Below are 14,181 nucleotides of genomic sequence, written 5' to 3'. Positions count from 1 at the left end.
GGTTATAGAAGGATGGCTCAACTGGAAGCACTGGTATAAAAACGCAGGGCAAAGCGCCAAAACCAACTCGAAACCCAAAATAAGGCTATAGCTAATCCCAAAGCTCCTATTATCCAAGGTAATTGCACTCGGCCTAACATAACTTCGGCTGGTACTGTAGTTAAAAATGTTACTGGAACTATAAAGGTAAAGAAAAAGCGGTAAGCTGCGGGATAGGCGATCATTGGGTATCTACCTGCTTCTAGTAAGCCGCGTAATACTTCGGTGGCGTTATAGATTTTCACAAACCAAATACTAGTTGCCCCTAGCATAAACCATAGACTGTAGAGAATGATGACACCACACAATAAGGGCAGGATAGCTGGTATGTAGTTGGTAATACTTAAACCAAGGCGTTTACCTGCATAGCCAATGATGATACTACCAAAAATAATATCTGGGACTCCCCAAGGGGATACAGTGTGGGTAGACAGCCAAAACTGACTGCGAATAGGTTTGAGTAGAACAAAATCTAAAGTTCCTTGTTGGACATGGTTGACGATTTTGTTGAGGTTGGGAGCGAGGAAGGTTGCTGAAAAGCCTTGCAGTAAGGTGAAAATTCCTAATACTATCAAAGCTGCTTCCCATGACCAGCCAGTAAAAGTATAGCCAGTACGATAAAACAAGAATAATCCAAATAGACTACCAGCTAAATTACCTAAGCTACTGAGTGTAGCGATGAGGAAGTTGAGGCGATACTCCATCTCAGATGCGATCGCTGCACTCCAAAATAGTTTTAATACTTTCCAATATCTTTGCATCTTACACCCGTAACCTAATCCCTGCTTCTCAGTTACTTGACCCAATCTTTATAATCATAATGATTCTACTAAAATCCTCAAGGCTAAGATATTGTATGCACATTCATCAGCCTGCGAAATTTTATGCACTTTGATTTACCACATTTGATCAAATCACTCGGTTACTTTGGAGTATGGGGAATTATATTTGCTGAGTCTGGTTTATTGATTGGTTTTTTCCTACCAGGAGATAGTTTATTATTCACCGCCGGTTTTGTGGCATCTCAGCACTTGTTAAATATTTGGATTCTCATTATTGGAGCCTTTGTTTGTGCAGTTTTAGGTGATAACGTGGGTTATACCACTGGTCACAAATTTGGCAGAAGATTATTTCAAAAAGAAGATTCTTGGTTATTTCATAAAAAACATATAGTCAAAACACAGCAATTTTATCAACAACACGGCAAGAAAACTATCGTTTTAGCGCGTTTTGTCCCTATTGTCCGCACCTTTGCCCCAATTGTTGCTGGTCTTGGTTCCATGCAATATCGGACATTTATGTTTTATAACCTAATCGGCGGTCTGGTTTGGACTTTCGGTATTACACTTTTAGGTTTCTTTCTTGGTAAATCTCTGCCACCAGAACAGGTAGACAAGTATTTACTACCTATCATTGGATTAATTATTGTTGTCTCGCTATTACCATCAGTATTTCATATTATCCAAGAAAGAAAATCAAAAAATTAAATCTTTAAGATAAAGGGAAAGTACAAAAGAACGATTAAGAGGCATCTATGATGTTCAAACAGTACATCCCTTTGGTAGCTCGTTCCTTTTTGGCTGTGATTTTTATCTATGCTGGTTTAAACAAAGTGTTTGACTTTGCTGGAACAAGTGCATCTATAGCTAAAGTCGGTTTACCAATAGTAGAAGTTTTACTAGTTTTTACTATTGCTTTTCAGATTTTAGGTGGTTTGTCAATCATTCTGGGCTATAAAGCAATACGGTTCAGTTAAGGCGCAAAGTTGTGTAAATTAAGGATTGTAATTAACGCTGAAAGTAAACTGTAGTGCATCTCAAAGATTTTTCCCTGTTGTCTCCAATGATACAAAGCGATGATTTGCTAAAAGCAATAGAGACAGCCATACCTGCAACTGCCATTGAACAAGCGATTACAACCAGCAAAGCTAACGAAGAAAGAAATCGTTCTTTACCTGCACATTTGGTAGTCTGCTTAGTAATAGCAATGAGTCTGTGGTCGAGAGATTCAATGCGAGATGTACTAAAAAACTTAGTAGATGGTCTTTCTGTGGCGTGGGTAAAAGTTGGGAAAAAAAGCGCGAGTACCTTGTAAATCGGCAATCACTCAAGCTCGACAAAGATTAGGTGCAAGGGTGATGAGCCAATTATTTCACGCCTCTGTAAAACCAATGGCAACGGCTGAAACATTGGGAGCATTTTTAAATGGGCTACGAATAGTAGTAATTGATGGTAGCTGTTTTGATGTTCCAGATAGTGAAGAAAATGCCAGAGTTTTTGGTCGCCCAAGTAGCCGTACTGGGACAGTGGCAGCATTTCCCAAGGTGAGATTAGTCATCTTAGTGGAAGCAGGAACGCACATTATATTTGATGCCTTAATGTGTCCTTATCGTATGGGAGAACGAGTTCGAGCATTAAAATTATTACGCTCTGTACAATCAGGAATGTTGTTGATGTGGGATAGAGGTTTACATTCCTATGCAATGGTACACAAAACCGTATCCAAGGGCTGTGATTATTTAGGAAGAATCCCAGCCAATGTGAAATTTCTGGCAGAAAAACCGTTAGAAGATGGCTCCTACTTATCGTGGATTAATCCTTCAGGAAAACTACGCTCAAAAGGTTGTCAGCCAATCCTTGTGAGAGTTATTGAATACACAATTGAGCATCCAGAAAATCCCACGGAACAACTTACTTATCGCTTAATTACAAGTTTATTAGATATTCAGAAATTCCCAGCAGAATTATTAGCTAAGGAATATCATCAACGTTGGGAAGTAGAAAATATCATTGATGAATTGAAAATACATCTTTTGGGGCGTAAAACTCACGTTCGTTCTCAAAAACCACGAGAAGTCGTGCAAGAAATTTATGGTTGGTTGTTAGGTCATTGGTCAGTACGAGTGTTAATGTTTCAAGCTGCAACTACTGCTGGGGTTCCACCATTACGCTTGAGTTTTACAAGTACATTACGAGTCATTCGTCGTGCTATTCCTAAATTTCAAGATTTACAGACCGAAGACTTACCTTTTTTTTCGATTGGTTAATTGTCGAGATTTTAGATACGTTTTTATCTGAACGTGTTCACCGTGTTAATCCCAGAGTTGTGAAAAAACCTGTATCAAAGTTTCGCTCTAAAAAGCCGCAACACAGAGGTACTGGACAACGAGTAGAAGCTCCGAAATTTCACATCACTAATCAGCTTTCTAGGCTTAACTGAACCGTATTGGGCTATAAAGCCCAAATTGGTGCGATTCTGCTCATTATTTTTATGATTCCAGCTACTATTGTGTTTCATAATCCCCTGGCTGATCCTAGTCAGTTTAATAATTTCTTCAAAAACTTGTCTATTATTGGTGGACTTCTGTTGATCCTGGCCTATGGATCTGGTCATCTGAGTTTGGAATCTGAGAGCAAAGGTTAGAAAAGACAAGGGAGATAAAAGTTTTCTCTATCTCCCCCACTTCTGATAGTTTAAGCTGCACGACAAATAGGGGTAGGTTGCAAACCCACCCCTTCTACTTCTGATATTTTGCGTCCAACTGCAACAGCTACAGGCTTTAAACTAGTTACTAAATTCACCATATCTTCTAAAGATAGGGCTTGACGGGCATCAGAAACTGATTTTTCTGGTTCTGGATGACACTCAATAATTAATCCATCTGCACCACAAGCTATAGCCGCTTTGGCTAGAGGTGCTACTAGTTCTCGTTTACCTACAGCATGGGAAGGATCGACAATTACAGGTAAATGGGTGATTTGCTTGAGTGCGGCTACCGCCCCTAAATCTAGGACATTGCGGGTGTAACTATCAAAGCTGCGGATACCTCTTTCGCACAGCACCACATCTGGATTTCCGTGACTGACAATGTATTCCGCCGCCATGACAAATTCTTCGATTGTGGCTGCTAAACCACGCTTGAGTAATATGGGTTTGCCAGCTTGGCCTAAAGCTTTGAGTAAGTCGAAGTTCTGCATATTGCGGCTACCCACTTGTAACATATCAACATGGGCGGCGATCGCTTCAATTTGGGAAATTGACATAACTTCAGTCACAACAGGAATATTGTATTGCGATCGCACTTGGGCTAAAACCTCTAATCCTGCTTCTCCCATCCCTTGGAAAGCGTAGGGAGAGGTACGAGGTTTGTAAACACCACCCCGCAAAGCTTGTACAGGTGCAGATTTTAACTCTTGGGCGACTGTTTCCATCTGTTCTAGACTTTCCACAGCACATGGCCCACCGATAATTACCAGTTCTTCGCCACCGAAAGCAACTGTTTTTGAGAGTTTAACGATTGTTTGATGATGAGGATAAGACTGAGCGACAAGTTTAGCGTTAATCATGGTTTGATTTTCCTAGTTGACTGTTAACTGTTGACTGTTGACTATTGACTTTTGACTGTTGACTATTGACTTTTGACTGCCGAAAAAAAAGCCCAGAACCTTTAGTTCCGGGCGCGTATGATTTATCAGCATGACGCTATTTACCCGGAACTTGCTCTGGGCCAAAAGCAAAAGCCATAAAACCAATTACTGAAATAGATCATGATACTCAATGGGGATAGGTAATTTTGTTTCAAACTGCTGGAATAGTTAATGAATCTAGGTTTTCAATCCGTCTTGGAAAGTTTGCTCAAGTCGGCATAGCCGCCCACGCAACGTTCCGCAAAATCCAAAATCGGTAGATTTACTCCTAAAAAAACAAAAACCGCAGAGTTTGCTCTGCGGTTCACCGGGCGGCTTCCATGTGGAAACTTAATTCACCCCCGGTGAACCGCCTTATGCCAAAAATAAAAGTAGCGACTGCTGCTGAACATTTGCACGATTTTAAGTTAAAGAATATATGTATACGCTATCTTAAAACAAAGATAACAGAAGAATTTTGTAGCGTCAAGACCAGCAAGATATGGAAGAAAGACGATAAACTCAGTACAAATCTGAGAATGATAGTTTGTTCCTGGCTGGCACAAAATAGAATGTTTCTTATTAAAATACATCCTCCGATTTTGGTAACTTTTATTTTTTAGGTAATAGGTAATAAATGATAGTAAATATTATTAAATGAAATAAAAAATAAGCCTAAAGAGGTATTTTATTGCACAGTTTTTTGGTTCTATACGTTAATCACAACCTAGTTTGATTATGCTCAGGTCTAAACTCTTCACTAAACCTTTTGATACGCATGGTGTTTATCCCTGCCCTATCTGTCGAGTAGGGAAGATTTCTCACATATCCTTGATGGAAGCAATGGGTTGTGATTTTTGCCACGAAATTTTTACTGTGAATTTAGAACAGCAGCAAATTAAGATGCCTTCTCGACATCCGCCTCTAATTTGGCGCTGGAATGGCTTTAACTGGACGGAGGCGCAGTTAGAAGGTGTAGAATTAGGCTGGGGTTATGGGTTGGCTGCGGCTACTTTTGTGTTGTTACCGACAACGCTAATAGGTCTTGTCGCTTATTATTTTCCACCTAGCACTAGTGATGTTGTAAGTTGGCTGCCGTATATTTGGACGATATTAACTTTTTTGTCCCATTTATCAATTATTATTTGGATTTTCATCGAAGTTTATCAAATCCCTGTAGCTGCATATTTACGAGCCATTGGTAATTTGAGAAATCGACAAGCCCAAAGATGAAAAGTTTTGTAAATTTCTATGACTTAGGGCAGCTGACAGCAGTTAATTTGCTCTACATTTAGGTCAAAATGAGTACAGCGATCGCTCGGTAGGCTATAGATGAATATATAAAATGTAGTATCTTAGACCTTACGAGCAAAAAAGTTATTGATAGACTCATTTCGCTGCGATAGGCTTATATAATGTCTGAGTGCTATTTTCACTGTAGTATCCTCAACTCTGTTAAAGATGCTACAGTACTGCCCAGTCCCTATTGGTAAATATGGAGGGCTATATCTCTCATAACTAAGTTGATTCTCCAATAAAACATCTTATGAGCGAGCTGGAGCGGTATTATAGGGTATTGGAATTGGAACCAGGGGCCACCCTTGAGGAAGTTAACCAAGCGTATAAGGATTTGGTTTTTGTGTGGCATCCTGACCGACTTCCTAAAGATAATGTCCGCTTGCAACAAAAAGCGCAGGACAAACTTAAGGCAATTAACGAAGCTAGGGACAAGTTGCGTTCTTTAAATGGTAAAGACAACAGCCATAGCAATGGTAATGGCGTTAGTAATGGCAATGGTAAGCGTCAGCACAATCATGTTTACCAGAATCCTCCACGGCAACCGAGAAAATCATACCAAGAAACTCATCAGCCACAGCCACAGCCACAAAATCCTGATTTGAGCGGCAAAGATTTCAGTCGGGCAAATTTAAGTAATAAAGATTTATCAGGTAGAAACCTCAGTCACGCTAATTTAAGCGGTGCTGACCTCAGTGATACTTTTATGCACAAAGTGATTCTGAGGGGTGCTGACTTATCAGAAGCAAATTTGTTTAGGGCGAATTTACTCTTAGCCGACATGAGAGAAGCTAATTTACGCTCTGCTAACTTAATCGGTGCTGATCTTAGTGGCGCTGACTTGCGAGGAGCAGATTTAACAGGAGCGCGGATTCGTTCAGGCGATCGCCTGTTGGTAAAATTAATAGGCGCAAATTTAAGCGGTGCAATTATGCCTGATGGTGCGGTTCATAGTTAGTCAATAGTCAACAGTCAATAGTCAATAGTTGTTTTCTTTTGTCCTTCCAGTCTCCAGTGCTTGATATAAATGGGACAATGACAAATAACAATTGACAACTGACAACTATGAACATTGTAATCATTGGCTGTGGTTACGTTGGTTGTGCGATCGCACAATATTGGCAGCAAAATTCCCATCTAATTGTCACCGCTACAACTACCACACCAGAACGTGTTTCTCAATTACAAAAACTAGCTCACAAAGTTGTAGTTACTCAAGGAAATGACCTAGAAAAAATTGTCAATATCTTAGAAAATCAAGATTTCGTCTTGTTAAGTGTCGGGGCAAAAGGTGCTGATTTGTATGAATCAACATATCTAGATACTACCAAAACTTTAGTTGCGGCTTTACAACAAAACTCTAGTGTTAAACAAGTAATATATACAGGCAGTTATTCAGTTTACGGTGATAGAAATGGTGAGTGGGTAGATGAAGAAACACCGCCTATGCCTAAAAGCCGTAACGGAGAAATTCTTCAAGAGGCAGAAGAAGTTTTATTATCAGCCTCTAGTGAACAACTCAAAATTTGCATTTTGCGATTAGGTGGCATTTATGGCCCTGGTAGAGAATTGGTGAAAATATTTAGCAGAGTTCCTGGAACCACTCGTCCTGGTGATGGTAGTGATATTACAAATTGGATTCATTTAGATGACATTGTTGGTGCTATAGAGTTTGTGCGTCAACATCCATTACAAGGCATTTATAACTTAGTAAATGATGCCCATTTACCCAGTAGAATATTGCTAGATACTTTATTTGCTAAACATAATTTAGCTCCAGTAACTTGGGATGATACAGGTAATAGTAATCGTCCTTATAATGCAACAGTCTCTAATCAAAAAATCAAACAAGCTGGATATCAATTAATTCATCCTCAAATGATCTTCTAAATTTAGAAATATAATTTTATGGAAACGACATCTACCCAGTTTTATAATTGGCAAAATTATCAATGTGCATATCAGGTTTATCAAGCACCAAATTCTCAAGCTGAAGGTCTACCTTTACTATTGATTCATCCTATTGGTGTCGGCTTATCTGGTAAATTTTGGCAACGTTTTGTGCGTGAATGGTACAGTAGCGGTCAACGAAATCTGATTTATAATCCAGATTTATTAGGCTGCGGAGAAAGTGATAAACCCCATGTAGCTTATACTCCCAAAGATTGGGCAGAGCAATTACAATATTTCCTACAAACTGTAGTACAAACACCTGTGATTTTAGTAGTACAAGGTGCTTTGTTTCCTGTGGCTCTAGAATTAGTGCAGTTGGAATCAAACTTAATTGCTAAACTCGTACTTTCTGGGCCGCCAACTTGGCCAGTAATTACCAAAAAAGCCCCAGATTGGCAACAAAAATTAGCTTGGAATATTTTTGACTCGCCTGTTGGTAATGCTTTTTATCGTTACGCACGTACACCAAAGTTTCTCAGTTCTTTTTCCACCAAGCAATTATTTGCATTAGCCGATAGTGTAGATGCAGAGTGGTTAAATACATTAGTTGCAGGTGCAGCAAATCCAGACAGCCGCCACGCTGTATTTTCTTTTCTCGCTGGGTTTTGGCGGAAAGACTATAGCAGTTTGATTGCTACCATCAAACAACCCACACTTGTAGTTTTGGGTGAAGCTGCGTCAAGTATTAGTAAAGAAGGGAAAACACAGACGGCTGATGACACTTTAGCCGATTACCTTGCTTGTTTACCACAAGCTCACGGTGTGAAAATACCAGGACGAAATGTTTTACCTTATGAGTCTACATCTGAATTTGTGAGAGCGATCGCCCAAAGCAACTTGTAGCCCATTACACATTTGTGAAGTATTTACTACAAACCAAACTTCGTTCGACAAAGAAAAAATTTCAAAAACTCTGTATGATTCATACTGAAATATTGAAATCACGTAGACTGAGTATTGTATACTCTACTGATAATGAGATTATTTTGGAAAGCAAATTCCATTTCTATCTGAATTAGACGTAAGAGTTAACCGTTGTTGTCTGGTGATACCACCACAAAAAATCTTTGTAACAGATGAATTGACGATAGGGGCGCTTTGCACATCGACTGTATCAAACATTTCATAAAATGGTATGACGTTGAAAACCTGTATATCAATGTAAATCTTGCATAAAGTATATAGTGTATTTATATAAGTAATTTATTGTTACTAAACCAGATATTGAAAGGGAAAAATGTATGTTAGCCCCTATTGTAGCTAGATTTTAGCGAATTATATGACACTATGACCAATATGTTTTTTTTGTGAACGTGTAAGACTACTCTAGCTGAATAAGTACATTTATCATAATTTAGAAAATGTCTATTGAGGAAATACAGAGTAAATCACATTCATAGCAGTATCAAGATAAGAAAAATTGCTAATACTGGTAATTTTTACCTTATGTACTTGCGCGATCGCCTAAAAAGGCTAGTTCACATTTGTTTATATATAGACTATGTGTCTATTTTTACTATAAATCCTCAATATTCATCTTCTTTAGGAAAAAGAGTCTTATGCAGAAATCAACTTTGATCCAGAGCTTTGCAAAAATTGGATTAGCAGTAACAGTTCTTTCTGTGGGAGTTGCTACATCCAGTTCCGCCAAAGCAGCAGTTCTTTTACAAGACAACTTTGATACTGAATCTTTGCAGTTGAACTATAATGCTTTCGCTAACTGGAATGTGACAGACGGAACCGTGGACTTAATCGGTAATCCAGGTTTTTTTGACTTACAACCAGGCAATGGACGTTACGTAGATTTAGATGGTTCAACAGCAAATGCTGGTATACTCTCATCTAAAACCTCATTTGCTTTTAATGCTGGTGATGTCGTTAACCTTACTTTCCAACTAGCAGGCAATCAACGAGTGAATTTTGCTGATTCTGTGACGGTATCTCTAGGTAGCTTGTTTAATGAAACATTTACACTACCATTTAGCCAAGGTTTTACAACCTTTACCCGGACTTTTACTGTTGCTTCAGCCACAACTGCTAATTTAGCTTTTGCAGGTGCTGGTGGCGATAACATTGGATTACTACTTGATAATGTCAGCTTAACAAGTACTACTAACTCAACTTCTGTTCCTGAACCAGCTTCTATGTTGGGATTGTTAATGTTTGGTGCTTTAGGTACAAGTTCTCTCTACAAGCGTCAACAGCAAGTCAATAAAGCATAAATTCATTTCTGGATTATTTTACTTCATGGCTGCCGTATCTACTCATAAGCAATACGGCAGTTTCTTTCATCGCCATAAGATTGCGGTGTGAAAATACTGGGACGAAATGTTTTACCTTATGAGTCTACTGCTGAATTTGTGAGAGCGATCGCCAATTACACTTAACTTATTGCACAATTTGCCCTACAAATCATTTACTGATGGAAATGTAGCTAAAATACAGAAGTTCTACGGCAGTATATTTTCTACCCAGGTAAATCCATCAGGTAATCAATGATTAATCAACTCCAAGACTATAACCCTAGCGGCGTGGGTGAAATTAATGGCAATCTCTTAGGTTTGCCATTTGATTATGATTCTGCAAATTTAATTGTCTTTGCAGTTCCTTGGGAGGTTACGGTTTCCTATGGTGCAGGTACAGCCAACGGTCCCCAAAGAATCCTTGATGCTTCAGTACAACTGGATTTATTCGACTTCGATAACCCTGATGGTTGGAAACAAGGAATTTTTTTAGTAGACATTCCCCAAGACATTATAGAGAAGAATAATTACTACCGGACTTTAGCAGCACAAATTATTGAGCGGTTAGCACAGGGTAAATTACTCACAGATACACCAGATTTAACCCCCGTACTCACAGAAATTAATCAGGCTTCTCAACAGGTAAATCAATGGCTGTTTGATCAATGTCAAACAGCGATGAATCAAGGTAAACAAGTCGCTGTCATTGGTGGAGATCATAGTTCACCCTTGGGCTATTTCCAAGCATTAGCAGCGAAATACCCTAACTTTGGGATTTTACACATTGATGCACACGCAGATTTACGCGACGCTTATGAGGGTTTTGAATTTTCTCATGCGTCAATTATGTTTAATGGGTTGAAGTTACCGCAAATTTCCAAGCTGGTGCAGGTAGGCTTACGCGATATTAGTCATGATGAAGTGCAAATGATTGACCAATCCCAAGGTCGAATTGTGGCATACTATGACCCACTGATCAAACAAAAGCTCTACGCTGGTACTACTTGGATTGAATTATGCCGAGAAATTATTCATCATTTGCCGGAACACGTCCACATTAGTTTTGATGCAGATGGTTTAGATCCTAAACTTTGTCCAAGTACAGGTACACCTGTTCCTGGTGGGTTGGAATTGGAACAAGTTTTTTGTCTATTCCGTGAATTGGTGAATAGTGGCAGAAAAATTATTGGCTTTGATGTCTGCGAGGTTGGGGATGGTGAGTGGGATGGTAATGTAGGGGCAAGAGTTGTTTATAAATTAGCGAATTTGATGAATTTATCCCAACGATTATAAATTGCAGTAGGCGATCGCCTACCTAATCATGTTTTTACCGTTGGGCGATCGCATTTAACCTGAGCTTAACTCTTAGTATAAAAGAAGCTATACTATTTGCAAATTTATAACATCTATCTTGAGTATAGTTTTTAGAAAGAAACTAAAAAATGTTGAACTATACTTATTAAATAAAAATGTAATTTTTATTTGTAATATTTGTAAACACTGAAAAAGTAAAATCTCAAAAACCTTGTATCTCAATAGCTTTGGCTTTATAAGTCAATTTATTTTGGCCGCTTGTTTTGCTTGTTGACAGTAACCACTCATGCAAATGATTAATTTCTATGTCATCATAGACAGTGAGAATTAAATCGGTGATAGTCTTTGTTTTTAGTATTAACTGGCTTTTCCATTTGGTATTTACAGACTTCTCTCCGAAACTTAAGTCTCTACACAGCTTTGATTTTGGAGAGAATGTAATGTCAATTTATGTAGGGAACCTCTCTTACGCAGTTACGCAAGAGGATATCAGCAACGTTTTTGCAGAATATGGTTCTGTAAAACGGGTTGTGCTACCTACTGACCGTGAAACAGGCCGTCTACGCGGTTTTGCTTTCGTGGAAATGAGTTCAGATGAAGAAGAAGCATCAGCAATCGATGGACTTGATGGTGCTGAGTGGATGGGACGAGATTTAAAAGTTAATAAAGCCAAGCCCAAAGAAGATAATAATAGAGGTTCCTTTGGTGGTGGTGGCAACCGAGGAGGATATAACGGTGGCGGTGGCGGTGGACGTTCCCGTTACTAAGGTTTAAAACGAAGAATTTAGAGAAATTCTTAAAGTCAGACATATGTCTGCCTTTTTTTTTCCGGTGAGTTAACTCAATTCTTGACCCCTATTGAGCCAAGAATTTCAATTGAATAGGAGATATCATGACACAGATCAAAGTTGGCGAAAATGAAGGTATCGAGTCAGCCTTACGCCGATTTAAGCGAGAAGTTTCTAAAGCAGGAATTATGCCTGATATTAAGAAGCATCGTCATTTTGAAACGCCTATAGAAAAACGCAAGCGTAAAGAAATCGCCAAACACAGGCAGTCTAAACGACGTTTTCGTTAGGAATTAATAAGGCTGGCTAATTACAGACGATATGGTTGGTAATGGGTAATGGGTCATAGGGAATTGGGAATTGTTTTATACCATTACCGATTCCCAATTAGCATTACCCACCATGTCACTAATTAACTTATAGACGTAAGGCAAACTTTTAGTAGTTAGTGTAAAGCAATGGCGATCGCTCTAGTCGAATGACCTGATTGCTCATAACCTAATATAAGAGCCTTTTATATTAGGTGGAACACAGCATGAAGCGGATCAGTAAGTCTCTGCTGCTAGCCTTGAACTGGATATTACTATCAATTGGCACAACGCTTTTAATTATTTTCACTCAACCAGTAGCAGTTCCAGCCCAAGAACCTCCAGCCCCCACGCAACAAACTAGCACACCTAAGCCAGAAAATCCTAATGACCAAAAGCTTAGAGATGCCCTAAAACGCTCATCTTCATCTCAACCGCAACTCAGCCCAGAAGAACTTGCCCGTCAACAAAAACTCATCCAAGCAGATAAACTTTATCTTGCAGGACAAATGGCTGAGGCTGAGAAGATTTACCGCGAAGTCAAAACCCCATTTCCTCAGACAGGTAAAACCCAAGAACGCAAACCTGCCATCCTAGATCCTACCCAACTCTCACCAGCCGGGAAAGTATATTGGCGAGAAGCACAGGCAGGAATAGCCAGCAAGCTACAAACAAAAACTTTAGTACCTCTGCAATTATTAGTAGAACAATATCCCGAATTTATATTGGGACAAATTCGCTATGCTGAAGTTCTCACAAAATACGATCGCACTCAAGAAGCATTAGATGTTTTAGAACGAGGATCTTCCCTTTATCCTAATGAACCAGAATTAATTAAAGCTAGAGTCAAAGCCTTGGCTGAGGCGAAAAAATGGATGGAAGCATCTTTGGCTGCGAGGCAGTTTGCTATTCTCAACCCTAACAACCCACAAGCACCAGAATTTACTCAATTAGCCGATGACAATCTCAAAAGCTATCAATCTCACATTCGTGAAGAGATTAGAGGTAATGTGATTAGTAACATCATCACAGGTGCATTGGGTTATGCGGTGACTGGTAGTTTATTGGGGCCTTTTTCTGCCCTCGACTCCACCATTTTGTTATTGCAAGGCGAAAAGTCTATTGGTGAGTCGGTGGCTAAAGAAGCAAAAAAACAATTACCTTTAGTGATTGACGATGAGATTTTAGCCTACGTCAATGATATTGGACAAAAATTGGCGAAAGTCTCTGGTAGAAATGAATTTAAGTACGAATTTTTTGTCATTCCCGAAGAAGAACTAAACGCTTTTGCCTTACCTGGAGGGAAAATATTTATTAATGCAGGTGCGATCGCTAAAGCAAACTCCGAAGCAGAATTAGCTGGTTTAATTGGACACGAATTATCTCACGTTGTCCTCTCCCACGGCTTTCAATTAATTACTCAAGGCAACCTCATCTCTAACGTTACTCAATATCTCCCCTTCGGTGGAACCATTGGACAACTTTTCGCCCTCAATTACAGCCGGGATATGGAACGACAGGCAGATTTTTTAGGTACAAGATTAATTGTTGCTAGTGGTTATGCTGCTGACGGCTTGCGTAACCTGATGGTGACATTAGAAAAGCAAAAGAAATATGACATTCCCACTTGGTTATCCTCCCACCCAGGCGGCAACGAGCGAGTTACTTATCTAGAAAACTTAATTACTCGCAGCAATTACAACCGCTATGCCTACGAGGGTATACAACGCCATGTAGAAATTCAAGCCAGAGTCAACAAACTCCTTAAAGAAAAAAAAGAAAGAGAGAAAAAAGAAACAGAGGAAAAAAAGCAGCCTACCGAATGAACTAAACG

At 39.2% G+C, this 14,181-nt stretch carries 14 protein-coding genes and 1 pseudogene; 13 read left to right on the top strand and 2 right to left on the bottom strand.

The genetic code is table 11. The annotated features are described in order from the left end of the window. Positions 1 to 17 precede the first annotated feature (17 nt). Complete coding sequence (locus tag NSMS1_RS17960; RefSeq protein WP_224086121.1) at positions 18 to 800, bottom strand: ABC transporter permease; 783 nt, start codon at positions 798 to 800, stop codon at positions 18 to 20. A 123-nt stretch (positions 801 to 923) separates the two neighbouring features. Here NSMS1_RS17960 and NSMS1_RS17955 point away from each other — a divergent pair, with 123 nt between their 5' ends. The 4 genes and pseudogenes from NSMS1_RS17955 to NSMS1_RS17940 all read left to right on the top strand — a co-directional run bounded on the left by NSMS1_RS17955 (position 924) and on the right by NSMS1_RS17940 (position 3,462). Beyond that, the gene (locus NSMS1_RS17955; protein WP_224086119.1) at positions 924 to 1,526 is read left to right on the top strand and encodes a DedA family protein; all 603 of its coding nucleotides are present in this window, start codon (positions 924 to 926) and stop codon (positions 1,524 to 1,526) included. A gap of 47 nt (positions 1,527 to 1,573) precedes the next feature. Next, complete coding sequence (locus tag NSMS1_RS17950; protein ID WP_224086117.1) at positions 1,574 to 1,795, top strand: DoxX family protein; 222 nt, start codon at positions 1,574 to 1,576, stop codon at positions 1,793 to 1,795. A 53-nt stretch (positions 1,796 to 1,848) separates the two neighbouring features. Then, positions 1,849 to 3,085: pseudogene (locus tag NSMS1_RS17945) on the top strand (IS4 family transposase). A gap of 179 nt (positions 3,086 to 3,264) precedes the next feature. Further along, on the top strand, positions 3,265 to 3,462 hold the full coding sequence (locus NSMS1_RS17940; protein WP_224086115.1) for a hypothetical protein: 198 nt from the start codon (positions 3,265 to 3,267) through the stop codon (positions 3,460 to 3,462). A gap of 50 nt (positions 3,463 to 3,512) precedes the next feature. Here the strand turns inward: NSMS1_RS17940 and aroF are convergent, their stop codons facing one another. Then, entirely contained in the window at positions 3,513 to 4,385 is an 873-nt protein-coding gene (gene aroF / locus NSMS1_RS17935) for a 3-deoxy-7-phosphoheptulonate synthase (protein WP_224086113.1), read from the bottom strand. A gap of 798 nt (positions 4,386 to 5,183) precedes the next feature. On the opposite strand from aroF, the gene NSMS1_RS17930 reads away from it, so the two are divergent. The 9 genes from NSMS1_RS17930 to NSMS1_RS17890 all read left to right on the top strand — a co-directional run bounded on the left by NSMS1_RS17930 (position 5,184) and on the right by NSMS1_RS17890 (position 14,173). Continuing rightward, the gene (locus NSMS1_RS17930; RefSeq protein WP_224086112.1) at positions 5,184 to 5,678 is read left to right on the top strand and encodes a hypothetical protein; all 495 of its coding nucleotides are present in this window, start codon (positions 5,184 to 5,186) and stop codon (positions 5,676 to 5,678) included. 313 nt (positions 5,679 to 5,991) lie between these two features. Beyond that, positions 5,992 to 6,699 carry a pentapeptide repeat-containing protein gene (locus tag NSMS1_RS17925; protein ID WP_224086111.1) on the top strand — a complete coding sequence of 236 codons (708 nt, stop codon included), beginning with the start codon at positions 5,992 to 5,994 and terminating at the stop codon, positions 6,697 to 6,699. Between the two features lie 107 nt (positions 6,700 to 6,806). Beyond that, the gene (locus NSMS1_RS17920) at positions 6,807 to 7,631 is read left to right on the top strand and encodes an SDR family oxidoreductase (RefSeq protein ID WP_224086110.1); all 825 of its coding nucleotides are present in this window, start codon (positions 6,807 to 6,809) and stop codon (positions 7,629 to 7,631) included. 18 nt (positions 7,632 to 7,649) lie between these two features. Next, positions 7,650 to 8,537: an alpha/beta fold hydrolase gene (locus NSMS1_RS17915; RefSeq protein WP_224086108.1), complete on the top strand. Its 888-nt coding sequence runs from the start codon at positions 7,650 to 7,652 to the stop codon at positions 8,535 to 8,537. A gap of 716 nt (positions 8,538 to 9,253) precedes the next feature. Continuing rightward, on the top strand, positions 9,254 to 9,916 hold the full coding sequence (locus tag NSMS1_RS17910; protein ID WP_224086106.1) for a PEP-CTERM sorting domain-containing protein: 663 nt from the start codon (positions 9,254 to 9,256) through the stop codon (positions 9,914 to 9,916). A 273-nt stretch (positions 9,917 to 10,189) separates the two neighbouring features. Further along, complete coding sequence (speB, locus tag NSMS1_RS17905) at positions 10,190 to 11,230, top strand: agmatinase SpeB (RefSeq protein ID WP_224086105.1); 1,041 nt, start codon at positions 10,190 to 10,192, stop codon at positions 11,228 to 11,230. 461 nt (positions 11,231 to 11,691) lie between these two features. Then, positions 11,692 to 12,018 carry an RNA recognition motif domain-containing protein gene (locus NSMS1_RS17900; RefSeq protein ID WP_224086103.1) on the top strand — a complete coding sequence of 109 codons (327 nt, stop codon included), beginning with the start codon at positions 11,692 to 11,694 and terminating at the stop codon, positions 12,016 to 12,018. 125 nt (positions 12,019 to 12,143) lie between these two features. After that, entirely contained in the window at positions 12,144 to 12,329 is a 186-nt protein-coding gene (rpsU, locus tag NSMS1_RS17895; RefSeq protein ID WP_224086102.1) for a 30S ribosomal protein S21, read from the top strand. A gap of 245 nt (positions 12,330 to 12,574) precedes the next feature. Then, entirely contained in the window at positions 12,575 to 14,173 is a 1,599-nt protein-coding gene (locus NSMS1_RS17890; protein WP_224086100.1) for a M48 family metallopeptidase, read from the top strand. Positions 14,174 to 14,181: the final 8 nt, after the last annotated feature.

Origin of the sequence: Nostoc sp. MS1 (genome assembly GCF_019976755.1) — a bacterium.
GTDB lineage: Bacteria > Cyanobacteriota > Cyanobacteriia > Cyanobacteriales > Nostocaceae > Trichormus.
This window is presented reverse-complemented; position numbering and strand designations above follow the sequence as displayed.

What these genes read in the sequence shown, in the direction of transcription:
- speB (WP_224086105.1), top strand. Translation starts at nt 10,190, where the DNA reads ATGATTAATCAACTCCAAGACTATAACCCTAGCGGCGTGGGTGAAATT.
- aroF (WP_224086113.1), bottom strand. Translation starts at nt 4,385, where the DNA reads ATGATTAACGCTAAACTTGTCGCTCAGTCTTATCCTCATCATCAAACA.
- NSMS1_RS17890 (WP_224086100.1), top strand. Translation starts at nt 12,575, where the DNA reads ATGAAGCGGATCAGTAAGTCTCTGCTGCTAGCCTTGAACTGGATATTA.
- NSMS1_RS17960 (WP_224086121.1), bottom strand. Translation starts at nt 800, where the DNA reads ATGCAAAGATATTGGAAAGTATTAAAACTATTTTGGAGTGCAGCGATC.
- NSMS1_RS17950 (WP_224086117.1), top strand. Translation starts at nt 1,574, where the DNA reads ATGATGTTCAAACAGTACATCCCTTTGGTAGCTCGTTCCTTTTTGGCT.
- NSMS1_RS17900 (WP_224086103.1), top strand. Translation starts at nt 11,692, where the DNA reads ATGTCAATTTATGTAGGGAACCTCTCTTACGCAGTTACGCAAGAGGAT.
- NSMS1_RS17955 (WP_224086119.1), top strand. Translation starts at nt 924, where the DNA reads ATGCACTTTGATTTACCACATTTGATCAAATCACTCGGTTACTTTGGA.
- NSMS1_RS17925 (WP_224086111.1), top strand. Translation starts at nt 5,992, where the DNA reads ATGAGCGAGCTGGAGCGGTATTATAGGGTATTGGAATTGGAACCAGGG.
- NSMS1_RS17920 (WP_224086110.1), top strand. Translation starts at nt 6,807, where the DNA reads ATGAACATTGTAATCATTGGCTGTGGTTACGTTGGTTGTGCGATCGCA.
- NSMS1_RS17910 (WP_224086106.1), top strand. Translation starts at nt 9,254, where the DNA reads ATGCAGAAATCAACTTTGATCCAGAGCTTTGCAAAAATTGGATTAGCA.
- NSMS1_RS17915 (WP_224086108.1), top strand. Translation starts at nt 7,650, where the DNA reads ATGGAAACGACATCTACCCAGTTTTATAATTGGCAAAATTATCAATGT.
- NSMS1_RS17930 (WP_224086112.1), top strand. Translation starts at nt 5,184, where the DNA reads ATGCTCAGGTCTAAACTCTTCACTAAACCTTTTGATACGCATGGTGTT.
- rpsU (WP_224086102.1), top strand. Translation starts at nt 12,144, where the DNA reads ATGACACAGATCAAAGTTGGCGAAAATGAAGGTATCGAGTCAGCCTTA.